Genomic DNA, 26,849 nt, shown 5'->3' with positions numbered 1-26,849 from the left:
GGATAATAAGAGAAAGTGATTAAAATGGCGGGATTTGAAATTGAAACAGTGGTTCGCTTATGCCCCATAAGAGGTACAGGCGCACCATAAAAGTGCGCCTGTTCACAATTTTATAAAGCGGCCCATTCCAGCCGCGCTTTCATTCCCCAATAGCTGGTCCAGCCGGTGGTTGAAGAAACCACTTCACCTTTATAAAGCACAACCAACGTAGGCGTGACGCCAACCTGCCAGTTGCGCGACAACTCACCCGAGGCATCATTAACCACCGGAAGCTGGACTTTCTTTTGCTCCAGCCAACGCAACACGGCTTGTGGCTCGCCAGAACGCAACGCAATCGTCATTACGTTTTCCCCCTCTTCCACCAGCCGTGATACCGATGGCGTGGTGTAACGGCAGACGCCACACCAACTCGCCCAAAAATAGAGTAACAACGGGCGTTCTTCACTCAGGGCATTTAGGGTCAACGTTTGCCCATCCAGCGTCTGTAGCGACGTGCTGTCAAAAGTGGTCGGCATTTTGGGTGCGCGCCACCAGTCCATAAGCACTACGATGGTGATAAGAACCAACACCATCACCAACGCTTCCCGCCCCCACCGTCGCAGCTTACCGATCATTAGCCTGCTCCAGTTTCTGTTGGACCAGTTCATCAAGGGATTCCCACGGTACGGCACCCGCCAGTAACGTATCACCAACCAGTGTCGCAGGCGTTCCTTGTACCCCAACAACCCGTGCCAGTTGTAGATTGAGGTTCAGTGTTTCCCTGCTCAATTCATCCGGCTCGACTCGTGTGGTGCCACTTTTGGTTGCCGCAGCGTCGATGGTGGCCGCCGTATGGTTACCCTTTTTCGACATCAAACTTTGATGCAGCGGCAGAAACTGCTGCGGATGCTCACGCCAGGTTGTCAGCGCCACGCGTGAGGCAAGCGAGGAAGATTCACCACGAAAAGGCAGCAACTTAAACACCACCGCTACATCAGGATATTTCTGCACCACTTTTTCCAGCATCGGGTCGAACTGTTTACAGTAAGGGCAGTTGTAATCAGTAAAAGAGATAATCGTCAGTTTTGCAGTGGTAGCACCTATCCGCGGGCTGGATGGATCGTGGTACAACGCCTGGTAAATCATCTCCTGCAACTGTTCTTCGTCGGTTGAAGTCGCGGCGAAGGCGCCAAAGATGGGGGCAAGTAACAGCACAAGTGTCATCAGCAGTTTCATGATTTATTTCCTTTCGCATCAGTTAGCGCATTCAGTACCGCATCGCGCGATAAAAGTGTCGGTAGCGGTTTCCCGGCAGGATAGTTCGGCCCATAGATTTGATTGAAAGGCACACCAGCCTGCCCGCGTTGCTTGAGAAACTCAGTGATTTCTTTTGAAGGGAGTGTCCAGTCACCACGCAGTGCAACCACGTCAGGCTCCTGCAATGCAGCCTGCACATCAGCACGGGAAATGACATTTAACTTATTAATTTTACAGGTGATACACCAGTCGGCGGTGATATCAATAAACACTCGCTTGTTTTGTGCGAGCGCATCCTGAATCGCCTGTTCGCTTAACGGCTGCCAGGTAATATTTTCTTCTGCCGGGACCGTTGTTGCAGCGCTAAAATGCACCGGCAACAGGCTCGCCAGCCATAGTGCCGAACCCAGCATCATCACCGCCAGGATGCGACGCAGCCATAGCATCCAACGCCCCGGTTTTGGCAGAAGTAACGCCAGCGATGGGCGCATGGCGATCAATAACCACGGCAAGCCCATCCCCACGCCTAAGGCGAAGAATATTCCCCACAGCGCGGGCAACGCGGCTCCCAACGCAACAGCGACAGCGGTTCCGAGGAACGGTGCGCTGCAAGGTGTCGCCAAAAGTGTTGCCAGTGCGCCCTGCCAGAAATGCCCACTTAAGCCATTTCCACCCTGAGTTGCGAGTTTGGTTGTCACTTTCGATGACAGTCGAATTTCAAACAATCCAAACAGGTTGGCGCTGAACACCAGCATCACCAACACCATAAAGCTGATAAACCAGACATTCTGGAACTGGATGCCCCAACCCACCGCCTGATTGGTCAAGCGCAGGATGGTCATTAACAGCGCCAGCGCCATAAAGGAGAGCAGGATCCCGGCAAAAGAGGCGAGGAATTGCTGGCGTATTTTGCGCCGATCTTGTTTTTCCACCATCAACACCGAGCCGAGTTTCATACCCAGAACCGGCAAAACACACGGCATCAGGTTGAGGATAAAACCGCCCAACACGGCAAAGAGCAACACCTGCCAAAGCGTGAAGTCCTCCCCCACATCGGGCACAGCTGGCGCATCTTTTATCGTGATACTACTTTGCTGCGCGACACCGTTATCAGCGATAACCACTGATAAATCGCGGCCACGCAAGTCCGGCCCCGCCCCCTCCCAACCATCACTAACCGGTATCGTCGCCCACAGCGTTTCACCTGCTATCTGATATTTTGGTTTCCCAAAACTGGCATCTTCCGGCATATCCAGATACAGCTCTGGTTTCTGCCAGCCCGCTGCGCGAGTGGCTTGTACCACTAACTCTGCATGGTGATATCCGGCAGTTAGTTTATCAGTCAGGCCGCCAGCAAGCGGCACTTTGCCCATGGCTTGCGCATAGTCATGGGCAAAATTCGCATCGCTTTGAGCAGGCGTGATTTCAAACGGAAAGTCGGTCAGCAGACAAACATCTTTGCACGTTGATAACGTCAGCACTCCGGCGATTTTAGACGGCGCTTCGCCTGCCAGTTTTATCGGGATACTGACCTGATGCTGGTAGCCTTGAGTGGTGATCCCAGCCACATCAAAGCGCTGTGGTACGGGCCAGAACCAAAGGGCTGATTTTACCGGCTTATTCCAGTTGATGATCGGTGCAACGCCACCATCACCAGGCGAACGCCAGTAAGTTTTCCAGCCATCCTCAAGTTTTACATCCAGCAAAACCTGCGTCTCGCCTTGCGGTGAAGTGTCAGCGCGCAGACGCACGCTGACATTATTATTGTCAGCTGACTGTAGCCAGCCGGATTGCGCAGCCCAACTGGCTGGCAACCATAGCAGCAATAGGCAGAGCAACGCCTGCCTGAAAATACTCAACATATTGTTTCTCCATAAATGAATAATCGGACTGTGTTAAACAGCCGTTTTCATTCACGGAATACGCAAAATCGCAGATGGACTCTGAGGGTGGGCGAGGAAAACTCACGAACGGGGACAATAGAAGAAGAGTTCGGCTGCAATGGCACAAGCAGTGTCAGCAGCAGGCTGAAGATAAACAATGCACCTTCGAACAGCACTGGCGGCGCGGCAAGCAGCGATTTAGCGCTCAATTCACAAGGCGTAATGGGAGACGCTTTATCCGTATCGGTAACACCGTTTTGCGCCATCATCACGCTTTCGGCAGCTTTCATTTGCAAAGCATGCAGTCCCGCCATGCGCTGCGCGGTGCACACTAACACCACCAGACACGCCAGGAACAAAAACCACTTTGCAATTTGCTGCTGTTTTAACATGAATTCTTCACTCCATTTGAACCGCATATCTTAGCCCGTCGCCTCGGTTTGGCAACTTATGCGCTGTAAAGATATGTCTATGGCGTTTAATGACACGGTTTGCTTGTTTTATCAGCAAACGAACCAACCGCGTGATGAGAGGCTTTGACAAGCCTGAAACACCTCGCTAATATGCGCCCCGTTAACCGATTCCTCTGTAGTTCAGTCGGTAGAACGGCGGACTGTTAATCCGTATGTCACTGGTTCGAGTCCAGTCAGAGGAGCCATTTTATTGTTTTTATGCCTCTTTGCGAATCTCTATATATTATTGATTCAATAAGTTAGCGTGAAAAATCTTCCCGATACATTTTTACTTTACCCTCCGCATCGGGAAAAATTGGTGGTCTGATCTGGGGTCATTTCAGTTCGATTATGGAGTGACCACCATATGTCCCTTAATGACACTAAAATCCGCAGTCTCAAACCTTCTGACAAACCCTTCAAAGTTTCCGATTCTCATGGTCTGTATCTTTTAGTCAACCCTGGCGGTTCACGTCTCTGGTATCTCAAATATCGCATAAACAAAAAAGAATCCCGCTTAAGTTTAGGTGCTTACCCCAATGTATCCCTTTCTGGCGCCCGTCAACAGCGTGATGGTATCCGCAAACTGCTGGCGCAGAACATCAACCCCGCCCAACAACGTCTCGCCGAAAAAGCCGCCCGTTCGCCGGAACAGGTCTTTAAAACAGTGGCGTTGGGCTGGCATAAGAGCAATCAGAAATGGTCGCAGAATACCGCGGACCGCTTGCTTGCCAGCATGAATAATCATATCTTTCCGGTAATGGGTCATCTGCCAGTGACGGAACTAAAACCCCGTCATTTCATCGCACTTCTGAAAGATATAGAGGCAAAAGGTCTTCTGGAGGTCGCGTCCCGCACACGGCAGCACCTGTGCAACATCATGCGTTATGCCGTCCATCAGGGCTTGATCGAAAACAATCCGGCTCAGAATCTGGATGGTGTGACCGCTCCGCCCGTCAAACACCACTATCCAGCCCTCTCACTGGAACGCCTGCCGGAATTACTGACCCGCATTAATGGCTACCGGCAAGGGCGGGAATTAACCCGGCTGGCGGTATTACTTACCCTGCACCTGTTTATCCGCTCCAGTGAACTGCGTTTTGCCCGCTGGGATGAGATTGATTTTCGAAACAATATCTGGACCCTTCCCGCCACCCGGGAAATCCTTCCCGGGGTCCGCTATTCCGGGCGTGGTGCAAAAATGCGTACTCCGCATATTGTGCCTTTATCCCGACAGGCCATCGATATTCTGATACAAATTAAAGAGATTTCAGGTCATCAGAAACTGGTGTTCCCCGGCGACCATAATCCGTATAAGCCCATGTGCGAAAATACGGTCAACAAGGCGCTGCGTCTGATGGGTTACGACACAAAATCTGAAGTCTGCGGTCATGGATTTCGCACCATGGCGTGCAGTGCCCTGATGGAATCCGGGTTGTGGTCTCAGGATGCCGTTGAGAGGCAGATGAGCCACCAGGAACGCAACAGTGTGCGGCTTGCGTATATCCACAAAGCAGAGCATCTTCAGGCACGCCAGACAATGATGCAGTGGTGGTCAGATTATCTGGACATGTGCCCGAGAGTGTATATCCCTCCTTATATCTGGAGCAGAGTTAACAACCACCAGGGATAATCGACGATAGCTTAAATGCAGTAGCTGTTTTCACAGATGCTGCATTCTTCATGGTATTGTCGGCTTTGTTGAATAAATCAGATTTGGGAAACATAGCCCCCTGAACTGGTGCTCTATCAGGCAACATGTACACTTTCTGGCATACCCGCACGCGTCATTTTTTTTAATACCCGGATCATGACCATAGCCTCCCCGACCAGGCCATCATAGCCCCGCAGCATCAGATGCCCCCCGGACAGTTGCTTCACATGATACATCCCGGTTTCGAATAGACATGTCGCTTTATTTGGGGGGCGCAACATAGCAGAATGCTGGCGTTTATCGGAAAAATACGTGAAATTAATTTAAATACAGTGAATTAATTAGTAAAAAAAGGCTGCAACCACTGCAGCCTGAAATCGGAGTACATCATATGTTTATCATCAAGATATTGCCGAAAAATAATATCCGAAATTATAACGAAAAAGCATCCGAAAAATTCCTATTTATGCTGACCCTCTGGAAAACTGATTTTGAAGATATCATTGACTTGCTTGAATCTATCCGGGCCTCGTAACTGGCACTCCGGTGCTTGCGTCTTGGCTTGTTCCCATAACGCTCCCTCCACAGACATCCATCAAATAACAGTGTGCTTTAGCAGTTGCACTGGCGGCCTTAAAAATAAACTGTTTGTCACCTTTCAACGCATGCAGCCATGAAGCAATATAGATTTCGTGCTGTCCTTCCCCCGTCCCCCCAATCAGGCATTAAAAACGCGCTGCCCAGCTCCGCGATCAGTTCTTCAAATGCATAATCCTGTGAACCAGTTCATGCAGTCCTGTTTCGTAAAAACTCGCGGCATCGCCAAAAAGGTGACGTTCAGGCAGATAGATATCATCGGTTGCCGGTCTGAAAAAGGCCTGCTGACTACATTCATTCATTTTCGCGCCAGAACGCAGGAAAAGGATTTCAGCCTGTGGCAATGGGTCAAATTCATTCACCGGCTGCGGCTAGATTTCAGCGCCCGTTGCCAGGCCGTCAATTTGTACAACGTTAAAACGGTGATCGATTTCAGCACGGAGATTTTTTCAACTTCCCTCGTGCCGCTTTCCTTCTCGAGCATCTTATAAAAAAATGGCCTTTGCCCCTGTTCAACTTCGCGAACCTGAGAGCCCAACTCCTGAGCCTGTTTGTAGGTCAACCAGCGGGGAGTCGTAAACATCTGCTCTGATGCGCGGCACCACAACAGCATAATATTCATCCCGCTGTAATTTGTGCTGTTGGTGACAGTCTGATAAGTATCTGTTTTTGAAAATTTAGTCTGCGTATCGCCTGACGGTTCGACGCCCAGGAATCGTTCTGGCCAGCAAGGACGCGTAGCGCTCATACCCCCTTGCGGGCCAGGTTGTGACAAGGAACGATGACCGGAAGTTGATACGAAGGTGAAAGGCAACACGAGAATGTGACTATGTGCCAACCCGGACTGAGCGCCCCTTATATCGCTCTGGTGAAAGTCGTAGACGTTGATCGTTAAATTAATGAGGAAGGCCCTGTGTGAAAAAAGCGCTCCCTGTTGAGGAGCGTTAGCCAGTTAAAGCGGCGTCAAATGAGGGTCTAACAAGTGGAGCTACGGGTTAATTCTGGGTAACTTGGCTACGATGCTCTTTAGTCTGCAACTGGAAGACGAAGTAAAGGCCATAACGGCAACAAGCGATACAAGGATCTTTACATGGCAAGAACTCTGCCGCAAAATTATTAATAAGCTAAATAAATATCATGAAATCATTTAATAGGGGATCTGGTTAATCGTCACTCAAGAACCAGTGTGAAATCTGTCTATCACCCTGATCCTTATTTAGGATTAATTATAAAAACCAGCCTCTGTTTATCCCATGACTGAATGATGACATTTCTGTCACCTGCAGTGTTTTCGCAATGAATAGTGCAAAGAACATTACTTCATTAACAGGCGAACGCAAAAAACAATATCCCGCCCATTTTGTTCTGCTGAAAGTCCCCCGCCATGTGTAGTGGTTCGGCAATACCGGACACCTTAATAGTCTGCCCATTTTACTGAAGCGCCAGTTCGCGGTTCCTGAGCCATAAAGGGTCTTGTGCGGAGGTATTACCTATATCTGGACAGGAAACCGCTGATATTACATTACAATGTTAGCCTCAGTAACGGCGTCGCCTGTATTCGTACCGGCTACAGGTGGAGGTGGCATCGGAACTGCCGGCGCATTATTATCAACTACAGTGCAGTCTTCGCATACACAGGGGAACGAGGACCATACAGCAATCCGCCAGACGAACCCACGTTTAGTAGACGTGCACTTGTGATACCAGCTATCTCATGTGATTTATTACCCACAGTATTTTCTATTTGTTCAATGGCCGCACTAACAACCATTGTAAGTAGACCATTATTATAATTATTGTCGTTTTCGTCAGATGAAGCCGTCGCAGAATTCGTCCACAATTCCTTGCCTGACCGTAAGTCGACTAATCTGGCACTGGCGGAAACCCGGGTATCACTGTTGATAACCTGATAAGAGGTCCCATATTTTTCGATATTTAAATACAATACTGCATCTGCCCCAAAAATCTGATGCAATCGAGTGGTACTGACAGCATTTATATCTTCAGCATTTGACAAACCATTTTGTTTAAATGTCTCTTCCACTACAGCAACCGGAAATACATAATAACCGCCTTCAGCAAGAGGATAGGTCACTACAGACAGTAGGCTATGGCCTGCATCAACATCTGTTGACTGATTTTTAGGCAGTAAGACTAAAATGCTACGAGGTTTACTTTCCTTAAATGCTGAGTAATCTTTAGTCTGAACCTGACCTGGTTTTGCACAGCCTGTTAACAGCAGGCTTATTATTAAGAGTGATACCGCAAATAATGATTTCATTTCAGGCTTCCTTTGTCTTTACTGGTGAGAAAATCCATATATGGGGCAGACTCTGGGAACATTGTCTTTTCCTTATTAAATTCAACCATCGCAAGATCCAACTTACCTGTTTTACTATAAAGCATACCTAACTGAGCGTGTAATCCTGGAGGAACGGGTTTTGCAGTGGCTTTTGCTTTCTCAACTACCTCCTGTAATGCACCAATTTGCGCTTCCGGAGCCGTATTATTAGAATAGAAACTGTACAACGTATCCTGATAATTTCCCCACTGGTATATTTTTTTTGACTCTTGTTTTGCACACCCTGCCAGGGTAATAACAAATAAACTCAAGACTATTTTATTTACATTCTTCACTTTATATTATCCTTATATTAGTTGTTGGAGGGGTTCCAGCTACCATTATCAATTCCGGCAATAAGATTATTTACAGCTTCACGAATTGCCAGATCCAGCACTTTGCCATTCAATGTTGAGTCGTAGCTTGCCGTTCCACCAAAACCAACAATTTCTCGATTTGATAATGCGTATTCACCAGCCCCCTGAGATGAAAACACCACCTCAGAGGTTTTAACGTTGACAACATTTAATGCAACTTTGGCATAAGCAACCTGAGTTTTACCTCGACCCAGAATACCAAACAGCTGTCGGTCTCCAGTTTCTTTTCGACCAAACTCAGTAACATCACCCGTAATAATAAACGTAGCGCCTTTAAGCTGCTGTCCTTTACCACTAATCTCAGCTTCATTTTTAATTTCGGCCATATTAGCGCGGTCAAGAATATTGAAATGTCCGGTTTGTTGTAAATGAGTTATCAGAATGGTTTTTGACTGGCTACCCAGACGATCAATACCATCGGAAAAAATGCCATTCATATAGTCAGATCGGTTATCAAACTTCCCAACAGATATTGGACTACGAGGACCATGCCATTGCGTACTGGCACTTGTGACCTTTGCGACTTCAACAGACCGGGATGACTCTGTCGCACAACCACTTGTTATTATTGCTAAACCACAAACTGCAGCGATTACTATTTTTTTAAGCATCTGTCATTTTCCTTTTAAAAATTCATGTCCACATACAAAAATAAACATATGGATAGTGATAAAGACATCCCTGACAAGAATAAAAAATACTTTATCATTTGTATTTTTCACTCCCACCAAAAATTATTTCACCTTCATCATTAACATTAGGTTTTTCATTAAACCCATTCGACCAGGAATTGGTGATTAGGTCTGTGGAGTGATATGTAAAAATATCCCGGCGACTTGGTCGGAATTGTTTTATTATTTAAGACTCTCATAAAAATGAATGACACTTTTTAGATCCGTATTCCATTCGGATGTTTTCATTCCATCTTCATTATAAGTAATACAAGAGTCTATAAAGTCGTTAATTCTATCAACAGTAAAATCCGGGTGTTCATCAAGAAATAACACTTTGTTTTGTATGAACACCTTATTATCATGAAAATATATAACCCATATAAATATGAAATTCATGTCGACAGGCTCATACATAGATACAGCTAATACCGAGTGTTCTTTATTGGTGAGTCCGTGTTCAAGAGACTTCAGCCAACTCATTTTGTAATCGCTTAACTTCCAATAAGTTATAGGGATGTACAGTTTCTCTTGAAAATCATCAATAACAATTTCTGCAGGTAGAACCAGTTCATCATTCATAGTTATTGGGGTATTCCCGGGGAATATGCCAAACATAAATTACCTCCTTAATCCTGTTTAAATCACTATCATAAGTCCCCATCCTTTCTCTTTTACGATCAAACATTTTCCAAGCATTAGTAACATTATGATTGTCAGTCATCAGGTGTTATGTAATTTTTACAATAAAAATATACAGGTGCCCCTGTGAATTAAACGGAGCTTTTTGCGGTGGGATACGTCTATCTGTAGTAGTCAATAAAACAAAACCTCAGCGCCTACGAGTTGAGGTTTCCTGTCAATTAAAAAGAGTTTTTGAAACATCTCCAGTATCACAAAATTCTTTAAAAGCCCTAATTACGAGATCGAAGTCTTCGATTACAGTTTGTAGCACTATGCATTTCACCAAAAATATCAACATAACCATCAAGTGCTTCCTGGTTAACTGAAGTTCTTACTATATGCTCACCATCTATATCGAATTCACTTAATAATATTAAGTAATTATTATTTTGTGAGTATAAAGACAATTGATAAGGACCTACTTCAGAGGGTGCATTATTTTTTATACTCAATATACCTATTCCTGACTCATCCATCTGCTGCATCAGCAAAACCGATAAATCATTCTTCATTGCCCACGGGATATCTTCACCCAGCGCTCTGTCAATCGCTTCATGAACCAGCATACTGTTAGCCGGGATCTCACCGTATTTCTCTTTACAGGCCACTGCATTCGAAGCACAAGTAACAATTAGCTCATTACGCTGCTTCTGGCTCAGTTCTTCCATTTCCTTCACGATCTGACCGCAGTCACCGCGAGCGTCACACCCTTTCGCTCTTGCCGCAAAGTCATCTATCTGCGGTGCACTCAGCGCATTATTCTCCACATAAATCCCTGCAAGTGATCGCCGGGATTTTTTTATTCTTTTCGTAGATATACTAAGAATCCACTATCTAATTTTATTGGTTGAGGGTAATCAAGCTGTTCTGTACTTGTATTTATCGTAAAATCATCATCAAAATCAGCGATAACTTCAGTTTCTATTTCTGAAGCATTAGCTTTATCGCCTTCGCTAATATCACCATCATAATAAAAAATCAATTCGATGTGACTACCATCCAACGATGCAAGAACCCCTCTTATATTGCAAGTCACGTTACCTAGCAATGCTCTTTGCAATGAAAGCCTAAAATACCCATTTAAATCTGCATTATTCATTAAGAATATCCTCTTCTATTTTTCTGAAGGTCTGGCCGGGACAATGTGAACACCATTTTTTCCATAATGGACTATTCCATTCGTCGTTGGCGTGGAAATACCAGTCTGTGGGTCAATATAGTTACCAATATTCTGACCGTAGTTAATTCTCTCTTTGGACCCAAGTGTTCCCACTGGAGAGTTACCAACCTGTTGCCCAGTCCCTAATTGTGGGAGTAATGAGTCCGCAGGAACCGTAAGAGTACTTTTATTCAGCCCTGCATCTGAAGCGATTTTGTACTCATTTGTGCCCGGTATATGTTTATTTTGCTGACCTTTATTAATCGGAACGCCACCAGGCAAGCCTGCCGTTCCCGGTATTGGGTTTCCGTGTTCATCCCGCAGCGCGCCGATCCCGAGATCTAATCTCGGAAGTTTCATTTCTAAAACGCCGTGCGTACGCTCTATTTCTTCTTCGTCCTCACTCAGCGCATTATTCTCAACAACAACTTTATCCGTTGCGAAGTCGGCCAGAGAACAGCTATTTTCCTAGTACAGTCAGCAGGTTACAACCCAGTTTTGTCAGTGCATTCTGATGAACCGACGTGCACTTTCGCGCACCGTTTTACCCGTTTGCCCAGCCTGCACCTGATGGGTGACTGGCTGGAAGAGTCGTGATTTACGACGGATACGCCAGTCACCATCGCTGTTGATCGGGGGCAACTGGTGATCCGGCCTGTGATGGAATGACAGATAAAAAGATCCCGCCTCGGTGGCCGGGATCTTTATTTCTAACAAGCAGTTAATTTATCTATTTTCTTTATATCTAACAGTAACTGCTCGTCAAAATCACTTTTATCCAATTGATTTAAAAGTAAACTTATTTTTTTAAGGTAAGGTAATACGCTCTTTGCTTCGTTATGGCTTAAGGATGCGATTGATGATATTAGCTGCCCATCGTAATCATCCCCAGCCAAGGGGTCACCTTGCAAGATAGCCTCGGCTATTGGTAACACATCACCTAAAAAAAGATCTTGTCTTATAGCTCGCGCAATATCTCCAACGTCCAATTCATCAAGTTGTACATCTACAATACTGCTAAACCACTCATCAAGAGATGACCTAGCGTTAGGCTCATAATTACAACCTTTCGCCATTAACCGGTCTCTAAACGTTGTCATATGCCGTATCCTTTGATAGCTGATTCTATTTTATTAATCGCTTCTGTTGCCCTTCCATATGCTGCCTGAGCTTCTGGATTATTAACATTTTTCAGGGTGTTTGCATGATTCCTTAAACCATTAAGGGTATCTTGCATCTCTTTCATATGATTCCAGTTTTGCCCTGGACTATCCGGCTTAGGGATAGGGTTACCGTCCATGTCTTTAAGAGAGCCTGTAATATCATGATCTTTTAATGAATTTTTTATGAGGTTATCGATTTTTCTAACAGAACTTTCTTGCTTCTGATTCAATTTATCGACTTTTTTCTCTTCTGAATTTTTTGGATCATTTTCTGGCGGTGGCGGCGTCCCAGTACCGGTTCCACCCGCTTCAGCCTTCTCCGCATCCGTCAGATCTTTCGCCACATTCGGGCCTGATGAGGGCTTGTCCGTTGAACTTTGCTGGGCCGGTAATAGTGAGTATGTCCCTTTTTTATCCTGCTCAACAATATAATCATAAGCTGCACGCTGTTCCGGCGTCAGTTTCTCTACGAGGTCGGCCTGCCCACCATTCATTGCCACAGCAAAGACATACTGCTGATCTGAAGAGGATAAATTATCCAGGGCTGTTTCCGCTGCACCAATACCCAACAGAGCACCCAACCCTTTTTCAACCAGGGCATTCCGGCACGCCGCTACTTTGGTACAACCCTGTACTGCCAGTTTTCCACCCTGAACAACCACGCTCAGCGAGTTATTCTCAACAACAAAGCCGCGTAGAACCAGAGATCCCGGCCTGTTGGCCGGGATCTTATACAACTAAACCATAGGGTGTTTAACTGTAAATATATAAATCAATAGAACTTTCAGCCCCAATACTACCCAAAAACTGATTCGTTTCTGCTGACCAATAGATGGATGGCTTTTCCCCATTCTCTATTTCTATTAAAAGAGAAAAAATGAACGTAACACCATATTTCTCTTTTATTTCTTCCAAAATTTCAGTTTTATATCTTAACGAAGACAACAATTTTCTTGTTTGCTCATCTACATCATAGGACTCTTCTTTCTCTGTACAGATTGACCAGCTCGTCTCTGTACTCGGTCTTTTTCTCGTTCCGCTGATGATACCTTTGAGATGAACCTCCATAGGCTCTATCTGCAGTAAAGCAGTTATCTCATTGGGATCAAAGACATCCCCGCAAATGGAAAATTCTGCCTTTACTGTTGTTTTATCCATGTAACTGCCCTACTTATTAATAAATTCGCCAGTCGGGATACCTTCACCTTTCCCACCTTTCCTGAAAATCCACAACTGCCCATTATCTTTATCAACATAAATGTCATAAAGCTTTATTTCCGCTTTAGCACCGTGGAAATCCTTCTTGATTTGATGAGCATCCACACCGTTATTTTTGAGGAATTTATCATCAGCGACTTTTATATTAGATGGTTTTTCCGCCCCATTATCATGTCCATCACTTACCATATGGTTAGGTAGCTCAGGTACAGCTTCGGTATTACCCGTGTTGTTTGGTAATGAGTCTACAGTTTGGTTAGCACCTGTATTACTTGGTCCCGAGTCAGTCTGACCATTATTGTTACCTGTATGATTTACGCTCTGGTCTGGTAGTTGGTTTCCGCCCGTGTTGGTTGGGCCTGACTCAGCTATCTGGTCACCGCCGGTATGAGCAGGAGCATATTTATCCTGAAGCGAGTTGAGATACTTTCCAGTAACCTCGTCGTTACCCATCATTTCCAGGGTAACAAGATGATCCAGTTCGTCAGAGGTCATCTTATCCGCAACCTCCTTGATCGCGGCTCCGGCAAGGCCCACTATCCCCGCTTTTGCACCGATTTCCAGCAATTGCTCCGCAACTTTCGTCCTGCACGGTGCCGCCATCGCGCACCCTCTGGCTACAAGACTCAAAGAGTTATTCTCAACAGTCGTCTTCGCCGCTTGTCCCCCTGCTAACGCATCTGCTGAACTATCACCCGTCAACCCGCCAGCCAGACCACCGGCTAACGTTGCCAGTGCGCTGATGGTTTGCTTCTGCTCTTCACTCAGCTCACTGATTGGCGTGTCTTTGCCGTACAACTGGTCTTTGATAATACCGGCCGCAAGTTCACCCGTCGCAGCTCCAGCGGCACCGGCCAACGCATTATTCCCCTGTGCCGCTGCGATAGCCGCATTCACCGCAGCATGAGCCAATGTCCGTGCCGCTAGATCATCGGTGCTTTGCGCAATTACATTCGCTATATAGGGGGCTGCACCACCGGCTATCGCGGCTGCCATGTTTCCACCCGCCAAGCCCTGTATGGCGGCAGTAGCGGCTTGCATCCCTTGCTGAACCTTGCCGCCCGTACCGAACCCGGAGTCATTAAACGCCTGATTGTAGAAGTTCTGGTAAACCTGCTTGCTGATGTCCTCCGTTTTCGGTTCCTTGCCCGGATTGGCCTTGCGCCACTGTGCTTCAGCTTTTGACTGGTCCTCCGGGCGCACGGTCTTCATCTTCTCGTTTGCCGCTTTGGTCGCCGCGATAGCCCCTTCGGTTCTGGCAATATCCATTGCCTGATTACCTATTTCACCTGTCAACTGCGCTTCTTTCAGGCGGTTCTGTTCCTTCTCTTTATCGAAGATAACGTCCAACCCCGGATTGGCGTTTTCCACATCACGGCTTAACGTGCTGACGTCCTGTTTCTGACTGGCGGTATCACGAACAACGATAGTCCCTTCCGATACCGCCGCTTTCGTTGTCGAGCTGGCATGCCCTTCTGAGTTCGCACCGACCAACAGGTTGTTTGCCATGTTACCTGCAAAGTCTTTGCCGATAGCGCCGCCAGTGCTGATGCCGACGCTCTGGTGCTCGACCTTGTAATCCGCTTTGTTCTCGATATCGCTGAAGCCCAGCGTACCGGTATCGAGCTTGTTCTTGCTGGCATCCGCCGTTGACCCTATCACCGCACCGTTTAACTGCGTATGTTTGCCGACGGTAATATCAAAACCGCCGTGACCCGCGAAGATACCGCTCTGCTCTTTCACCGCATCCCAGGTGCTGTGCATTTTGTCCTGGCTGAGGCTCACCGACGCGCTGCCACCGCCCATGCTGACGCTGCCGCCGGCGCTGGCATTCTGTTGCTTCGAATCGTAATTGTCGCTGTCCTGCTCGCTGGAAAGCGTCAGGTTGCGCCCCACATCCAGCGTCACTTTATCGCCGTTAGCCTGCGCCCCGATAAGGGTGGTGTCGCGCCCGCTGGTGATGTTCAGGCGGTTACCCGCATCAAGGGTGGTTTCGGTGTGTGTGGTGCCGTTGCCTTTTTCGCTGCCTTTGCCTTTGTTGACGCTGGCATTGACTGAAATCCCGTTACTGCCACTGCCGAAGTTAATGCCCACGCCCACCGAGCCCCCCTGGCTCTCGTTTTTGCCGTCAAGCTGGCGGGTGTTTTCAGCCGAAAGCAGGTTCACATCGCGCGCAGCCTCAAGCGTGATGTCATTGCCGGCTTTAATCTGCGCCCCCTGCACGGTGATGTCGCTGCCGGTGGCGTGAATGCTGAGGTTTTTTCCCGCCTGAACGGTGCTGCCCTGGCTGTCGTGGTTGGTCTGTGTCCGGGTCGACGTGGACTTCTGACTGCCGTAAGACAGATTGACGCCAATCATGCTGCCCGGGTCACCCTGTGCCTGCGCCAGCTGGTTTCCCTGATACGCCTGCACACCGCTCAGTGCCGCTTTCACACCATCCAGAGCCGCGAGCCGGCCACTGTCTTCTTTACGCGCATCGCTGACGGTGGTGACAGCCTGGTTTATCGCACTGCCGACCGTACCGCTCAGCGCCAGCGTCAGGCCACTGGTTTTCTGCTCCACTTTATGAGTCTGGCTGCTGTCGTTGTCGGCGGCAAGAATGTCGACATGTTTGCCCTGCAGGGCCATATTCCCCCCGGCAATCACGTCCGACCCTTTCACCGTCAGGCCATTGCCCGCCACGATTTTCACATTGCCGCCGACGCTACCGACCGTGCTGCCCGCGCTGTTATGCGTGGTGGTGGTATCGGTAGTTTTCAGGTCACGGGTGCCGTAGCTGATACCGATGCCACCGGTACCGGACAGACCGGATTTTTTCTGCTGCATCAGGTGCAGTTCCTGATGGCTGTCCTCTGCCGCCGTGAGGGTCACATCGTGCCCGCCACGCAGCGAAACATCCTGCGTCCCCGCCACACCGCCGCCTTTAATCAGCAGGTCATGCCCCGCCCCTAGGGAGATGGTGTTATCCTTCTCACCGATTTCCGGTGCCACCTCAAACTGCGTGCCGGGCGGTATCTGCACCGGTGTTTTATCGCTGCCGTTCACATGGGTACTGGTATTTCCAGCGCCCCCCGTGCTGACATCTGTCGTGCGGTTGCCCTGAGCGTCAATCGTTTCACCACTGCCACTAAAGCGACTGTTACCGTCCATCCGCCCCGGGCTGAGCGCTATGGTCTGAATGGTGTCCGGTGACCTGTAGTCAGAGGTATCGATCCCCGGCGAGTCCCCCCCTTTATGATGCTTGCGATAATAATGCTTCAGCGTTCCGTCGTCGGTGATAATACGCTGACCTTCCGTCTGGTGGTTGTCCACATTGTCCGCATTAACCGTCAGGGTCTTACCGGCCACAATCTCACTGTTTTCGTTATAGACCGTGTTACCGTTAATCGTCAGGTTGCCCCCCGCCAGCAGTTTCGCCGGGTCACTCTCATGACCACCTATTACAACCGCCATCCCAGCCTGCATCTTAAAGGCGACTGGCTAAAAGAGGCGGGGTTCGGGACGGATACGCCGGTTACCGTCGCTGTGGAGCAGGGGCAACTGGTGATCCGGCCTGTGGTTGAGTAGCAGATAAACGATCCCGGCGAAGTTCATCACAACAGCCGGGATCTTTACTTCTACTTCGTTTCTTTTATATAAGAACTAAACTGGTTACTCCCTGGAGGCTCTTCAACTGATAACCTACCGCACTCAGGGCATTTATATACATCGGATCTAAATTGATTGTATTCACTAAAGAAGGCTTCTGAATCAAATTTATCTCCAAGCTCATCCCATTTATTAAAAAGATCCATTATTTTTCTTTGAGATATAAGATCATATAGAAAGTCTTCTTCCTTTGTATGTACAACCATAATGTGTCCACACTGGCATTCCAACTTTGACATTATTTTGCTCCTGAAGCTGGTCGTTCAAAACGGTAAACTTGCCCTTTTGAATCTTGGAAAAATAATGTATTTATATTCTTAACTGATGGTTTTCCCCATAATCTAGATGACATAGATTGCATATCTTGTAGAGACAAATCAATTTGAGTTAGAACTGCTGTTGTTTGACTATCTTTTTTCTCTATAGCCTTGACAACATTACCTAAATTTGACGTTTGAGGTGTGTAAACATCAACTTTACCTATACCATTAACCCACAGATCTGGTGTTCGAACAGCAGAAATACCGTTATCGATAGCAACCCCGGATAAGGTTTCCGGGGCAATTCATTAAAAATAAAAAAATACACCTGTATTGTATTCAATTGCTTTGTTCACTTGTAATAACAATTTTTCAAGAATCTCATTCATGCATGAAGATAATTCAGACTCAATAATTCCCTTAGCTTGAAGAAGGTTCGTACTACCCAGAAGTTCCTCGTCCTCATAATCATCAATATTTATATGCAGAGCACTATTGATTTTATTTATCACGCCAGTATTCCAGAGACTATTATATTCTTCCTCACTAAGGAGGACTTCAATCAGATCACCGTTGACACATTCATCAAAATCTAAACGCTTCATAGCATCTGCACTTATAGGCACTGAGATACACTTCATATTATTTATTCCTGTCAATGTTAAAGTGAGTTGCCTCGTTATACTCACCCTGTGTTCTTCCAGATTGCTTACCATTATCTAATATCTTGTTATTTGGGATATTTCCATCCAAGTCCATATAAGCTCTCTTGCCTGATAAGTTGGGGTCATAAATCCGGAAGTAACTTCCAGAAGTATCCTCAACGACCTGAACACCTGTTTGAGGGTTAGTATAAATACGCTTTCCTTTATCAGTCGTAGTCACAACAGGATCACTACCTGCAAATTTTTTAATTGCTGCATCAAGATTACCAGTCGGCCAATTATCTGAGTATTTCTGAGCTCTGGCAGTTCCACCTTTTGCCGCCTGAGCTTCACGATTAACAATATCATCTATTGCAGATGTTCTCGTTTTACCTGCTGTTGACGGTACAGTTGGTTTTACACCTGATTTATCGCTTCCTGATGAGGGTTTCTCCACTGTCAGTGCATAAATAACACCCGCCAGTATTCCCTTTATAAGATTGTCTTCATGCAGTTGCGTGTTGTTAGCGACGGGTTCAAGTTCTGAAATGGAGTAAGCAGCCAATTCTTGACACTTCGCGGTACATTCTGGTGATGCGGCAAGGGCTTTCAGATCAGCCAGTACATCCTTCTGATCAGCTATCGAAATTCCTGTGGATAACGCCTGCTTCTGCTTATCTGTATCCAGTTTTTTCAGGTCAGCAACAAGCTGTTCTTTCTCGGCATCAGTCTTCGCAGCGGCATATTTCTCAGTGAAGGTTTTGATATCCTTATCACTCAGATAGTTATTCTCAACAACAACTTTATCCTTTGTGAACTCAGCCAGAGAACACTAACTTTCCCAGTGCTATCAGTAAATTGCAGGCCATTTCCGCCAGTGCATTTTGATGGACGGACGCACAAGCCCCGACGCGCACTTTTGCACCCCGCTATCCATTTTCCTGACATTGTTAAAGAGCAACTATAACAACCGTAGTAGTATCAGGCATGCAAAGCGTGCCAATAAAATGACCACTTATTACAGCAGCACCGTCAGCCTGCACCTCAAGGGTTGGTTTTTTTTACAATTCAAAGTGGTGTACTCGTTTCCAGAATAGCATCTTCATATTTATCAAGATTACTATTTAACCAATTTTCACCTTCGCGTTTCATATGAACTTTAATAACAGCTCCAAAATCATCAAGAGAAATAATGACATTTAGATATTCAGCCTTATTATCATTATTACGTTCCCATTGACTTAGTATTTCATTACAAAATAAACAAGAATAGTCTAGATACCTTTCTGAAACGTAATCATCGACATGGAAGGAATTCACGAAACACTCAATTCCTGTTTTATCAAAATGATTATTTATCCCAAGGTTACCCTTGAATAGACCAGCCAAAAAGACACATCCATCAACTCTTATAAAACCACAATCCACCCATAGTTGAAGTTCTTCAGGAAGAGAGAGGCCCTTCCAGTCTGCATTGATAATTTCCTTCATCATCAGTGAATTACACTTCATTTTTTCTCTCCTAGATATTGCGTCATACCTTTATCGATAGCTTTCTTAAATGAGCTGTCATTCAATAAGTTATTTACTGATTTAGGCGCATCAGGGAATGAATTTGTTTGGGGATCGTAAAGGTATTTATTTCCCTTATTATCCTGATAATGTAACTGTCCTGGTCTTTGACCTGGATTAGGGTTTTCAACATCTATTCGTTCTTTTCCTGTACCTTTCCATATAGTCTTACTGGCAGTTTGAACACCATTCTGACCCAGCATCGAATCTTGCTGAATATTACCTTTTCCTGAGCCAGCCTTTCCAATCCCGGCAGCTATCCCCGCCGCACTTGTCCCAGCCACCTGCGCTAACGAGTTAATCGCAAGCTGTTTCGCTTCAGACGAGTCACCAGACATCAACGCATTGTGGATTGCCGCATTTCTGTCTGCTTCAAGCTGGATAGATGTCACCTGAAGAATAGACAATTCGTTCTGTTCTGCCGGGCTTAAACCACCATCAGAACGAGCCTTTTCAAGCAACTCACTGGTACGACGGGCATAATCAGCCTGTAACTGGCCCACCTCATTGGCTTTGTTAACACAGTCCTGAGCGCCTTTGCATCCCACCACGCTTTCATGCTGTTTAGCATTGATTTTCTTGTACTTATCAATAACGGTATTTTCACAGGCAGCACTGCCTTGGCACTGAGTCATTTCCTGAGCACGCGCTTTGTTGTCCGGCACGCTCAGCGCATTATTCTCAACCGCATTCTTCCCGGCCTGTGCTCCCGCCACGGCATTCGCTGAACTGTCACCGGCTAACCCGCCTGCCAGCCCGGCGGCCAGGGTACCCAGGACCGACAGGGTTTGCTTCTGTTCCCCGGTCATGTTTTCCGGCTTCACGTCCGGATACAGTATCCCCCCAATTGTGCGTGCCATCAATTCACCACTGACGGCTCCGCCTGCTCCGGCAAGAGCACTGTTGCCGCTGGCCCGGGCGGCGATGGCTCCCCACACTGCGTGGGCCATGGCGTTGGCGGTTTTGTTGACCGTACCGTCCGGACTCGTTGTCTGATTGTGGATAAGTTCCGCCATATACGGGCTCAGGCCACCCGCAATCGCCTTCGCCATATCACCGCCGCCCAGCCCCTGAACCGCCGCTGTCGCCGCCTGAAGCCCTCGCTGCAGGTCGCTGCCCGGGCCGTAAGGGGCCGTCGCCGTCGCGCTGACCTGCTCGCTGATTTGTTTGTCTGTCGGATGCCGGACACCTTGCCTGGCAAGGGCCTTCTTCGCGTCCTCCCTGGCTTTCGGATCTTTCTGCGCCTTCGCGTCGGCAATATCACCCTGCGTCTTCGCGATATCCATCACCTGATTGCCGATTTCCCCTGTCATCTGTGCTTCTTTCAGGCGGTTCTGCTCTTTCTCCTTGTCAAAAATAACATCCGGACCCGGGTTGGCATGTGCCACATCCTGGCTCAGGTCAGCGATATTCTGCGTCTGCTGGTCTTTGTCCCGGACAGTGATACGACCCGCGCTGACCGCCGATTTCGTGGCGGAGGCCGTGCTCCCCTTACCGCTTGCCCCCACCAGTAATGTACTGGCCGCGTTACCCAGGAACTGGCTGCCGATACTGCCCGCCGTACTGATGCCCGCGCTCTGGTGCTCTACGCTGTATTCCGCGTGGTTGTCGATATTGCTGAAGCCCAGCGTGCCGGTGTCCAGTTTGTTTTTGCTGGCGTCTGCCGTTGAGCTCATCACCGCACCGTTTAACTGCGTATGTTTGCCGACGGTAATATCAAAACCGCCGTGACCCGCGAAGATACCGCTCTGCTCTTTCACCGCATCCCAGGTGCTGTGCATTTTGTCCTGGCTGAGACTCACCGACGCGCTGCCACCGCCCAGCTGACGCTGCCGCCGGCGCTGGCATTCTGTTGCTTCGAATCGTAATTGTCGCTGTCCTGCTCGCTGGAAAGCGTCAGGTTGCGCCCCACATCCAGCGTCACTTTATCGCCGTTAGCCTGCGCCCCGATAAGGGTGGTGTCGCGCCCGCTGGTGATGTTCAGGCGGTTACCCGCATCAAGGGTGGTTTCGGTGTGTGTGGTGCCGTTGCCTTTTTCGCTGCCTTTGTCGACGAAATCGTTTTTATTGGTTTTAACGAATGGACGGACAAATTGTGGTGATGCCAGCTTTGGAAAATGACCCAGTTCGGTCAACTTCCGCGCCATAAAGTGAGAACCACCACAGGCTTCCATGGCGATGGTTGTTGCTGGGCAACTTAACGAGAGACCGAGAAAAACACTAAACTATGAGTCACCCGTCTAGCGCTTTAAGCAGTGTGTTGCATCCATCGGTTGAATGTCTCAGGGCGTGAAGAGGACGTTGAATGCAGTTAAAGCTGAGAAAAATCCTGCTATATTAGTCACGTAAGAATGCCGCTTATGTTTACATAAATTCAAAAATTAGGGTTTAACTTTATTTAAGGGGGCCTTGTGCGCACTCGTCCATCATCTCGATTGATCGTTCTTTCGCCTGAAAATCACGTCCTACTTTTTAGTTTCTGCCATACAGACGATGCTTTGAGTGGAAAGACATACTGGGCAACTCCAGGTGGAGGGCTCGAACATAATGAATCCTATGAGCAGGCTGCTTTACGCGAATTATTTGAAGAAACCGGTCTGACAAGAACAACAGCAGGACCGCAGATAGCATCCAGAACCTTTACAATGATGCTGCCAAGTGGGGAGACAGTTCTTGCTGAAGAGCGTTTTTTTATTATTTATACAGATAAATCAGATATCGATAGCTCAGGCTGGAGTTGCAACGAAAAGAAAGTCATTCGCGATCACTATTGGTGGGCAGTCGATGAGCTCAGACATACTAAAGAAACAATCTTCCCACACGATTTGATCATTAACATACTTGAAGGCAAGTTAACCTGCTCTCCAAAATACAGCGCATCATAATTATTTTAACGCCCTCTTTTGGCTGTGGGTTCAACCGGTCGATGCAACAGATTGGCTAAATCGATCAGCGGGCCATTCAGTGCTCGCGCCAAACTCAAACGGCCGGATTTAGCGCCTCCATTCGACGGCCATGCGCACGGCCAAGCTCGCGAGCACCGTCCCCATCATCCAGCGTTGGACGATCTGCCACCCGGGCCTGCTTGCAAGAAATACCGCGATAGAGCCAGCCATGACGGCAATCAGGCCGTTGACGCTCACGCTAATGACGATCTGCGTAAAGCCAAGCACGATGGATTGCGCCAGTACGCTGCCGTGGTCGACGGGGTTAATGAACTGGGGCAGCAACGACAAATACATGACCGCTATTTTTGGATTCAGCAGGTTGGTCAAAAAGCCCATGATGAACAGCTTGCGCGGGCTGTCCTTGGGAAGGTCGCGCACCTGAAACGGAGAGCGGCCACCGGGCTTGACGGCCTGCCAAACGAGGTAGAGCAGATAGAGCGCGCCGCCAAGTCGCAGGGTGTCATACGCATAAGGAACAGCCAATACCAAGGCCGTGATGCCAAATGCAGCGCAAAGCATATAGACGACGAAACCCAATGCCACACCGCATAAGGAAATCAGTCCAGCCATTCGTCCCTGGCAGATCGACCGCGAGATGAGATAAATCATGTTCGGGCCGGGAGTCAGCACCATGCCAAGTGAGATCAGACCGTAGGCAAACAAGTTGGACAGTTCGGGCATGGCGTAACTCCAAAGGAAGAAATAACGAATTGTGAGCTCCGATAAATCAGCATAAAACGGCTTTCGCCATCTCAGATGGTATGCACCTGGATGGATCAGGCAATAGTAGTGGCGTCAAAGGGCGCGCGTTAGATACAGATTACCCAACAAAACGTCATACAGCAGTCGCTGCACTTGGTTTCCGATTCCCGGAATCCGTTGCGACTTCAACCAATGGATAGCGTTGCATCGACCAGTTGAACTCACAGCGAAGAGCAGACGCTGGCTATCATTCATTTTCACAGACACAAAAAAGTGGCGACCTTATCTATTGTAATATATTCAGATTATTTCATTTACATATAAATAAATTCGTATTTCACGATGTAGGTTCCAATTTTATTAACACGAGCTGATACCCATACTCCTGTCATTCCTTGCTTACGGTGGCTGCGTAGAAATTCTTTATTTGTACAAAGCTGTATCCATCTGGTGGTATTCTGATCTTTTAACCAGATACCTGCTTCACAATGCCCATGCTTACCCCTGGATGGTCTAGGGAAGACAACCTCATATGCAGATTCATAGCCAATTATTTTGTCCGGGAAGATATAAACATAGACATCGTAACAGTTTAAACTCAATACAAATTCCAAGCAAAAACCGCCAAAGAATTCATTACAAAGATACTTTATTGTTTTGTTAAAAGTGCGAAGATAAAAAGCGTGAATAAATGAGAAGCATCCAATCAATACACCAAAAGAAATATACGTTGCCCACTCAGGCACCGATTTTTGTAAAATGGTATTATGGGAGATACTTGATGCCCACAACATATACCAGAACCATCCGCCCATAATGATGCATACCACGACTGTAATGGACCATTTTTATATTTACTTTCGAAATAATAACTTTTATTCATGATTATATTTTCGTGTCTATCAAAAGATGATAACAGCCTTACCGTGTACGGCTATTTTAACTTATAAATCTGAGCATGCTAACTGTATCTACATAATTTTTTAACGTCTGCTCCCAGCACAAAGCTGCCTGTTAAAAGGATCGGATCTGCTATGAACGAAGAGCGGAAGCCAATTCAACACAACGATTTAAGTTATCCTGCTGGCCGCTTAACGGTTTTGTCCACCTAAAGATAATTCACATTGCCGAATGAATCTGCGTACCCAAAAATTCTATAACCGGTTTCAGTCTCCATTCCAGGTAGATGAATAATCCGAAGAATAGCGCCAACCAAAGCATGCTGCTCAACTGAATTTGTTATCACATCAAGATAGTGGATATCTAAATAACCACCCTCACTGAAATGATAAAACCACTCACCATCAACTGCAGTTTCATAGCCATTGATATAAGTGATTTTCCATAAAGGAGGTGATTTCATACTAATCATTGCAAGCCTGATCTCATTCCATTTTGTATTATTCATGCAGCTATAGCGCATTCAAACAAACCTCCTAAAAGCAACTTCGTACAAATTAGCACACTATGCTTTTAACAACGTCCATTTTGGCACTTTGCAACCAGTTACCACGAGAATTTCTTCATAAACTGCCGGGATACACACTGCTTAAAGCAATCTATCCCGGCACGGTGTGCTAGCCGTTAATCAGACGGGCTATTAACTATGAGCCTTCAGTGATATCAGACAGGCGGATATTGTAATGTACCGAAAGGATCAGAAGACAGCGGATGAATGCCATCGCATTAGGCAGCTTGTCATCATCGGATGATACTCTGCGAAAACCGGATATCATGCGATGGGTTTTAGCTCATAGCGGTAAGGATCGGTAACCGTGACCGGTTTAACAGCGCTGAAGAAATTCAAAACTACGCAGGTATTGCACCGGTGACAGAACGAAGTGGCCAGAAATCCTGGGTTCACTGGCGATGGCAATGCGCGAAGTTCATCAGGCAGACCTTTGCGAATGGGCTGCCAGGACGGTTAACTCATCATACTGGGCCAGACTTTATTATCAGGGACTGCGAGAAAAAGGAAAATCTCACCAATCTGCAATCCGGGCTCTGGCATTCAAATGGATAAGGATCATTTACCGCTGCTGGAAGACCAGAACCCGCTACGACGAAGCGAAATATTTGCTGGCTCTTGAAGCGCGACACTCGCCCTTACTGAAGCCATAAAAAGCTTATCGAATGTCTCAGGGCGTGAAGCGGACGCCCTATGCAGAAAATGCATCGCCGCTTTTACCATCAAAATTTTTTTGTCTATAGTTGCTGAGTGACTGAACCACCATTATTAGCAACTGGCGTCATTCCGCTGTTATAACCGCATTTGTCTCATTACACGCCCCCCACTCAGCCCATGAGCCATCGTAGATCCGTAAATCGGTAAAACCTGCGTGATAAGCAGCCAGCAGAACAATGCACGCCGTTACTCCTGATCCACAGCTGAACACCAGTTTTCTCGGGTTAACTATCCCTTTTTGTGCGAAAAGATATTCCAGTAATTCGGGCGAATTGTATTTTCCTCCGGTTAACACTTCAGTAAATGGGATATTAACTGAACCCGGAATGTGTCCGCATCGTAAGCCCGACCGAGGCTCAGCCTGGAGTCCATTGAAACGTGCAGCTGGTCGTGCATCAACCAAAACGAAATGAGATGTTTCGATATTTTGAGAAACGGAGGTTTTATCAACTATTTGTTTTGGCTGACCGCAAAAGTGCCCGGCAATCTTTGCGCCAAGAAAGGTATAGTTTCCGGACACCTCAAAGCCAGCTTCCTTCCACGCGGGCAAGCCACCGTCAAGCAGATACACATTCTGTATCCCCATAACTTTAAGCATCCACCAGACCCGAGGAGCGGAATAGACTCCCTGCTGATCATAAACAACAACAACTGACTCCGGTGTCAGGCCAATACTGGCCAAGAGAGATGACATGCTGGAGAGCACAGGGAAAGTATGAGGAAGTGGAGAGTCAGGATTGGAAAAGGTGTTTTCCAGATCGAAAAAGACCGAACCGGGGATCACCTCACCTGTTGTTACATTAGCGGTATTCATAGTTTTTTTTAGCGTGGCATCCAGTATTACGATGTCACGTATGGCTTGATTATCAGCAAGCCACTGCGGAGAAACAAGAGCTTCCATGATTATTCCTTTCAGAAAAGACCTGGCGGTCCGCCACGACTAGTATATCAGGATGCGAATGACTATATCTGACACTAAACTGCCCACATGGGTTACTTTGGGCAGTTGTGAGCGAGAAGCCGTAAAGTTGAAGATATTTAATAACCACTAACAGCGAGAGTAAAGAACAATACATAAATCATCAGCTTTAGCCAGGTCAGATATGGCTTGTCCAAAAAGACGGTGATAGTTAACACCTTCAATGACCTTAGCCCCCACAGACTGATAAAAATCCTGGGCTCGATTATCAGCCTTGACTGATAACCAATCGAGTCTTAAGCACTCTTTTTCTTGGGCAACTTTTGCTATATGTCTCATCAAACCGCGTCCGATTCCCATCCCCCTAAACGTCTCGGATACAAACAATTCTTTAATGAGCATTTGTCCACTAAAGCGAGGGGATGGGTGCAAGATAGAGGGACACGCGAAAGCGATAATGCGGTTCTTACAAACAACCTTGTGTGATCCTACCCGCGAATAGTGGACACACGACTAAGTGAGTAAACTCTCAACCAG

Annotated in this window: 29 protein-coding genes, 1 tRNA gene and 7 pseudogenes; 5 read left to right on the top strand and 32 right to left on the bottom strand. The window is 47.1% G+C overall.

Features of this window, described 5'->3' with window-relative positions; all coding sequences use genetic code 11:
- Positions 1–110 precede the first annotated feature (110 nt).
- From MNO13_RS10215 to MNO13_RS10200, 4 genes are read right to left on the bottom strand one after another with little or no spacing between them, the layout of a single operon-like run.
- Positions 111–614, bottom strand: coding sequence for a protein disulfide oxidoreductase (locus MNO13_RS10215; RefSeq protein WP_241939942.1), 504 nt, complete (start codon positions 612–614; stop codon positions 111–113).
- Positions 604–1,215 (bottom strand): DsbA family protein, encoded by a 612-nt coding sequence (locus MNO13_RS10210; protein ID WP_064545619.1) that lies wholly within the window; start codon positions 1,213–1,215, stop codon positions 604–606. Before MNO13_RS10210 ends, MNO13_RS10215 begins: the two co-directional genes overlap by 11 nt.
- Complete coding sequence (locus MNO13_RS10205; RefSeq protein ID WP_241939941.1) at positions 1,212–3,098, bottom strand: protein-disulfide reductase DsbD family protein; 1,887 nt, start codon at positions 3,096–3,098, stop codon at positions 1,212–1,214. Before MNO13_RS10205 ends, MNO13_RS10210 begins: the two co-directional genes overlap by 4 nt.
- 47 nt (positions 3,099–3,145) lie before the next feature.
- Complete coding sequence (locus MNO13_RS10200; RefSeq protein ID WP_064545616.1) at positions 3,146–3,511, bottom strand: hypothetical protein; 366 nt, start codon at positions 3,509–3,511, stop codon at positions 3,146–3,148.
- A 190-nt stretch (positions 3,512–3,701) separates the two neighbouring features.
- On the opposite strand from MNO13_RS10200, the gene MNO13_RS10195 reads away from it, so the two are divergent.
- Both MNO13_RS10195 and MNO13_RS10190 read left to right on the top strand, forming a co-directional pair.
- Positions 3,702–3,777, top strand: a tRNA-Asn gene (locus tag MNO13_RS10195).
- Positions 3,778–3,938: 161 nt separating this feature from the next.
- Positions 3,939–5,204, top strand: coding sequence for a tyrosine-type recombinase/integrase (locus MNO13_RS10190; protein ID WP_232887533.1), 1,266 nt, complete (start codon positions 3,939–3,941; stop codon positions 5,202–5,204).
- Between the two features lie 116 nt (positions 5,205–5,320).
- Here MNO13_RS10190 and MNO13_RS10185 read toward each other — a convergent pair.
- The 16 genes and pseudogenes from MNO13_RS10185 to MNO13_RS10115 all read right to left on the bottom strand — a co-directional run.
- Positions 5,321–5,470: pseudogene (locus MNO13_RS10185) on the bottom strand (IS5/IS1182 family transposase); the annotation flags it as partial.
- Positions 5,471–5,743: 273 nt separating this feature from the next.
- A pseudogene (locus tag MNO13_RS10180) lies at positions 5,744–6,570 on the bottom strand (ArdC family protein).
- 864 nt (positions 6,571–7,434) lie between these two features.
- Positions 7,435–8,103, bottom strand: a complete 669-nt coding sequence (locus MNO13_RS10175; RefSeq protein WP_241939940.1) for a DUF799 domain-containing protein — start codon at positions 8,101–8,103, stop codon at positions 7,435–7,437.
- A complete protein-coding gene (locus MNO13_RS10170; protein WP_232887517.1) occupies positions 8,100–8,459 on the bottom strand; it encodes a DUF4810 domain-containing protein in 360 nt (119 codons plus the stop codon). The genes MNO13_RS10175 and MNO13_RS10170 overlap by 4 nt, the downstream gene beginning before the upstream one ends.
- Positions 8,460–8,476: 17 nt before the next feature.
- Positions 8,477–9,151 (bottom strand): CsgG/HfaB family protein, encoded by a 675-nt coding sequence (locus MNO13_RS10165; protein WP_232887518.1) that lies wholly within the window; start codon positions 9,149–9,151, stop codon positions 8,477–8,479.
- A gap of 243 nt (positions 9,152–9,394) precedes the next feature.
- The gene (locus MNO13_RS10160) at positions 9,395–9,829 is read right to left on the bottom strand and encodes a hypothetical protein (protein ID WP_232887519.1); all 435 of its coding nucleotides are present in this window, start codon (positions 9,827–9,829) and stop codon (positions 9,395–9,397) included.
- 241 nt (positions 9,830–10,070) lie between these two features.
- On the bottom strand, positions 10,071–10,166 hold the full coding sequence (locus MNO13_RS24520; protein WP_422387210.1) for a DUF6911 family protein: 96 nt from the start codon (positions 10,164–10,166) through the stop codon (positions 10,071–10,073).
- Positions 10,126–10,662, bottom strand: coding sequence for a DUF6911 family protein (locus MNO13_RS10155; RefSeq protein ID WP_241939939.1), 537 nt, complete (start codon positions 10,660–10,662; stop codon positions 10,126–10,128). The genes MNO13_RS24520 and MNO13_RS10155 overlap by 41 nt, the downstream gene beginning before the upstream one ends.
- Before the next feature lie 32 nt (positions 10,663–10,694).
- On the bottom strand, positions 10,695–10,994 hold the full coding sequence (locus MNO13_RS10150; RefSeq protein WP_232887493.1) for a MafI2 family immunity protein: 300 nt from the start codon (positions 10,992–10,994) through the stop codon (positions 10,695–10,697).
- Positions 10,995–11,009: 15 nt separating this feature from the next.
- Complete coding sequence (locus MNO13_RS10145) at positions 11,010–11,414, bottom strand: polymorphic toxin type 50 domain-containing protein (RefSeq protein WP_232887494.1); 405 nt, start codon at positions 11,412–11,414, stop codon at positions 11,010–11,012.
- A gap of 141 nt (positions 11,415–11,555) precedes the next feature.
- Entirely contained in the window at positions 11,556–11,696 is a 141-nt protein-coding gene (locus tag MNO13_RS10140) for a hypothetical protein (RefSeq protein WP_232887495.1), read from the bottom strand.
- Between the two features lie 68 nt (positions 11,697–11,764).
- Positions 11,765–12,154 (bottom strand): contact-dependent growth inhibition system immunity protein, encoded by a 390-nt coding sequence (locus tag MNO13_RS10135; protein ID WP_232887496.1) that lies wholly within the window; start codon positions 12,152–12,154, stop codon positions 11,765–11,767.
- Positions 12,151–12,573, bottom strand: a pseudogene (locus tag MNO13_RS24515) (VENN motif pre-toxin domain-containing protein); the annotation flags it as partial. The gene MNO13_RS10135 and the pseudogene MNO13_RS24515, both read right to left, overlap by 4 nt.
- 397 nt (positions 12,574–12,970) lie before the next feature.
- The gene (locus MNO13_RS10125) at positions 12,971–13,375 is read right to left on the bottom strand and encodes a DUF4279 domain-containing protein (protein WP_232887497.1); all 405 of its coding nucleotides are present in this window, start codon (positions 13,373–13,375) and stop codon (positions 12,971–12,973) included.
- Between the two features lie 9 nt (positions 13,376–13,384).
- Positions 13,385–13,930, bottom strand: a complete 546-nt coding sequence (locus MNO13_RS24390; RefSeq protein WP_338423838.1) for a polymorphic toxin type 33 domain-containing protein — start codon at positions 13,928–13,930, stop codon at positions 13,385–13,387.
- Between the two features lie 129 nt (positions 13,931–14,059).
- Positions 14,060–16,519, bottom strand: a pseudogene (locus MNO13_RS10115) (hemagglutinin repeat-containing protein); the annotation flags it as partial.
- Between the two features lie 150 nt (positions 16,520–16,669).
- Here MNO13_RS10115 and MNO13_RS24385 point away from each other — a divergent pair.
- Positions 16,670–17,002: a SymE family type I addiction module toxin gene (locus tag MNO13_RS24385; RefSeq protein WP_338423831.1), complete on the top strand. Its 333-nt coding sequence runs from the start codon at positions 16,670–16,672 to the stop codon at positions 17,000–17,002.
- A 50-nt stretch (positions 17,003–17,052) separates the two neighbouring features.
- Here MNO13_RS24385 and MNO13_RS10105 read toward each other — a convergent pair whose 3' ends face one another.
- From MNO13_RS10105 to MNO13_RS10080, 7 genes and pseudogenes are all read right to left on the bottom strand, one after another.
- Positions 17,053–17,322: a hypothetical protein gene (locus MNO13_RS10105; RefSeq protein ID WP_241939937.1), complete on the bottom strand. Its 270-nt coding sequence runs from the start codon at positions 17,320–17,322 to the stop codon at positions 17,053–17,055.
- Entirely contained in the window at positions 17,322–17,567 is a 246-nt protein-coding gene (locus tag MNO13_RS24510; RefSeq protein ID WP_422387216.1) for a hypothetical protein, read from the bottom strand. Before MNO13_RS24510 ends, MNO13_RS10105 begins: the two co-directional genes overlap by 1 nt.
- 84 nt (positions 17,568–17,651) lie before the next feature.
- Complete coding sequence (locus MNO13_RS10100) at positions 17,652–17,984, bottom strand: hypothetical protein (RefSeq protein ID WP_232887503.1); 333 nt, start codon at positions 17,982–17,984, stop codon at positions 17,652–17,654.
- Position 17,985: 1 nt separating this feature from the next.
- The gene (locus MNO13_RS10095) at positions 17,986–18,552 is read right to left on the bottom strand and encodes a hypothetical protein (protein ID WP_241939936.1); all 567 of its coding nucleotides are present in this window, start codon (positions 18,550–18,552) and stop codon (positions 17,986–17,988) included.
- Positions 18,553–19,055: 503 nt separating this feature from the next.
- Positions 19,056–19,499 (bottom strand): hypothetical protein, encoded by a 444-nt coding sequence (locus MNO13_RS10090; RefSeq protein ID WP_241939849.1) that lies wholly within the window; start codon positions 19,497–19,499, stop codon positions 19,056–19,058.
- A 716-nt stretch (positions 19,500–20,215) separates the two neighbouring features.
- Positions 20,216–21,606: pseudogene (locus MNO13_RS10085) on the bottom strand (hemagglutinin repeat-containing protein); the annotation flags it as partial.
- Positions 21,607–21,750: pseudogene (locus MNO13_RS10080) on the bottom strand (IS110 family transposase); the annotation flags it as partial.
- A 219-nt stretch (positions 21,751–21,969) separates the two neighbouring features.
- Between MNO13_RS10080 and MNO13_RS10075 the strand changes: the two are divergent.
- Complete coding sequence (locus tag MNO13_RS10075) at positions 21,970–22,443, top strand: NUDIX hydrolase (protein ID WP_232887474.1); 474 nt, start codon at positions 21,970–21,972, stop codon at positions 22,441–22,443.
- Between the two features lie 108 nt (positions 22,444–22,551).
- Here the strand turns inward: MNO13_RS10075 and MNO13_RS10070 are convergent, their stop codons facing one another.
- The 3 genes from MNO13_RS10070 to MNO13_RS10060 form a co-directional block, all read right to left on the bottom strand.
- Positions 22,552–23,187, bottom strand: a complete 636-nt coding sequence (locus MNO13_RS10070; RefSeq protein WP_241939935.1) for a LysE family translocator — start codon at positions 23,185–23,187, stop codon at positions 22,552–22,554.
- A 335-nt stretch (positions 23,188–23,522) separates the two neighbouring features.
- The gene (locus MNO13_RS10065; RefSeq protein WP_241939934.1) at positions 23,523–24,002 is read right to left on the bottom strand and encodes a hypothetical protein; all 480 of its coding nucleotides are present in this window, start codon (positions 24,000–24,002) and stop codon (positions 23,523–23,525) included.
- Between the two features lie 314 nt (positions 24,003–24,316).
- Positions 24,317–24,616, bottom strand: coding sequence for a DUF6678 family protein (locus MNO13_RS10060; protein WP_232887472.1), 300 nt, complete (start codon positions 24,614–24,616; stop codon positions 24,317–24,319).
- A gap of 357 nt (positions 24,617–24,973) precedes the next feature.
- Here MNO13_RS10060 and MNO13_RS10055 point away from each other — a divergent pair.
- Positions 24,974–25,329 (top strand): annotated as a pseudogene (locus tag MNO13_RS10055) (transposase); the annotation flags it as partial.
- 128 nt (positions 25,330–25,457) lie between these two features.
- Here the strand turns inward: MNO13_RS10055 and MNO13_RS10050 are convergent.
- A complete protein-coding gene (locus MNO13_RS10050) occupies positions 25,458–26,294 on the bottom strand; it encodes a sulfurtransferase (RefSeq protein ID WP_241939933.1) in 837 nt (278 codons plus the stop codon).
- A gap of 147 nt (positions 26,295–26,441) precedes the next feature.
- Positions 26,442–26,744 (bottom strand): GNAT family N-acetyltransferase, encoded by a 303-nt coding sequence (locus tag MNO13_RS10045; protein ID WP_241939932.1) that lies wholly within the window; start codon positions 26,742–26,744, stop codon positions 26,442–26,444.
- Between the last annotated feature and the right edge of the window lie 105 nt (positions 26,745–26,849).

The sequence above is a fragment of the Buttiauxella ferragutiae genome (genome assembly GCF_022637515.1).
Classification (GTDB): Bacteria; Pseudomonadota; Gammaproteobacteria; order Enterobacterales; family Enterobacteriaceae; genus Buttiauxella; species Buttiauxella ferragutiae.
Note: the sequence above shows the minus strand (reverse complement) of the source record. Positions and strands in the feature narration are given on the sequence as shown.

Bases quoted from the DNA above. Each gene is read 5' to 3' on its own strand.
- MNO13_RS10165 (WP_232887518.1), bottom strand. From the start codon at position 9,151: ATGCTTAAAAAAATAGTAATCGCTGCAGTTTGTGGTTTAGCAATAATA.
- MNO13_RS10150 (WP_232887493.1), bottom strand. From the start codon at position 10,994: ATGAATAATGCAGATTTAAATGGGTATTTTAGGCTTTCATTGCAAAGA.
- MNO13_RS24385 (WP_338423831.1), top strand. From the start codon at position 16,670: ATGATGCTTGCGATAATAATGCTTCAGCGTTCCGTCGTCGGTGATAAT.
- MNO13_RS10200 (WP_064545616.1), bottom strand. From the start codon at position 3,511: ATGTTAAAACAGCAGCAAATTGCAAAGTGGTTTTTGTTCCTGGCGTGT.
- MNO13_RS10070 (WP_241939935.1), bottom strand. From the start codon at position 23,187: ATGCCCGAACTGTCCAACTTGTTTGCCTACGGTCTGATCTCACTTGGC.
- MNO13_RS10210 (WP_064545619.1), bottom strand. From the start codon at position 1,215: ATGAAACTGCTGATGACACTTGTGCTGTTACTTGCCCCCATCTTTGGC.
- MNO13_RS24390 (WP_338423838.1), bottom strand. From the start codon at position 13,930: ATGACCTCTGACGAACTGGATCATCTTGTTACCCTGGAAATGATGGGT.
- MNO13_RS10125 (WP_232887497.1), bottom strand. From the start codon at position 13,375: ATGGATAAAACAACAGTAAAGGCAGAATTTTCCATTTGCGGGGATGTC.
- MNO13_RS10090 (WP_241939849.1), bottom strand. From the start codon at position 19,499: ATGAAGTGTAATTCACTGATGATGAAGGAAATTATCAATGCAGACTGG.
- MNO13_RS10190 (WP_232887533.1), top strand. From the start codon at position 3,939: ATGTCCCTTAATGACACTAAAATCCGCAGTCTCAAACCTTCTGACAAA.
- MNO13_RS10205 (WP_241939941.1), bottom strand. From the start codon at position 3,098: ATGTTGAGTATTTTCAGGCAGGCGTTGCTCTGCCTATTGCTGCTATGG.
- MNO13_RS10050 (WP_241939933.1), bottom strand. From the start codon at position 26,294: ATGGAAGCTCTTGTTTCTCCGCAGTGGCTTGCTGATAATCAAGCCATA.
- MNO13_RS10060 (WP_232887472.1), bottom strand. From the start codon at position 24,616: ATGAATAATACAAAATGGAATGAGATCAGGCTTGCAATGATTAGTATG.
- MNO13_RS10135 (WP_232887496.1), bottom strand. From the start codon at position 12,154: ATGACAACGTTTAGAGACCGGTTAATGGCGAAAGGTTGTAATTATGAG.
- MNO13_RS10065 (WP_241939934.1), bottom strand. From the start codon at position 24,002: ATGTTGTGGGCATCAAGTATCTCCCATAATACCATTTTACAAAAATCG.
- MNO13_RS10105 (WP_241939937.1), bottom strand. From the start codon at position 17,322: ATGTCAAAGTTGGAATGCCAGTGTGGACACATTATGGTTGTACATACA.
- MNO13_RS10215 (WP_241939942.1), bottom strand. From the start codon at position 614: ATGATCGGTAAGCTGCGACGGTGGGGGCGGGAAGCGTTGGTGATGGTG.
- MNO13_RS10160 (WP_232887519.1), bottom strand. From the start codon at position 9,829: ATGTTTGGCATATTCCCCGGGAATACCCCAATAACTATGAATGATGAA.
- MNO13_RS10175 (WP_241939940.1), bottom strand. From the start codon at position 8,103: ATGAAATCATTATTTGCGGTATCACTCTTAATAATAAGCCTGCTGTTA.
- MNO13_RS10100 (WP_232887503.1), bottom strand. From the start codon at position 17,984: ATGAAGTGTATCTCAGTGCCTATAAGTGCAGATGCTATGAAGCGTTTA.
- MNO13_RS10145 (WP_232887494.1), bottom strand. From the start codon at position 11,414: ATGAAACTTCCGAGATTAGATCTCGGGATCGGCGCGCTGCGGGATGAA.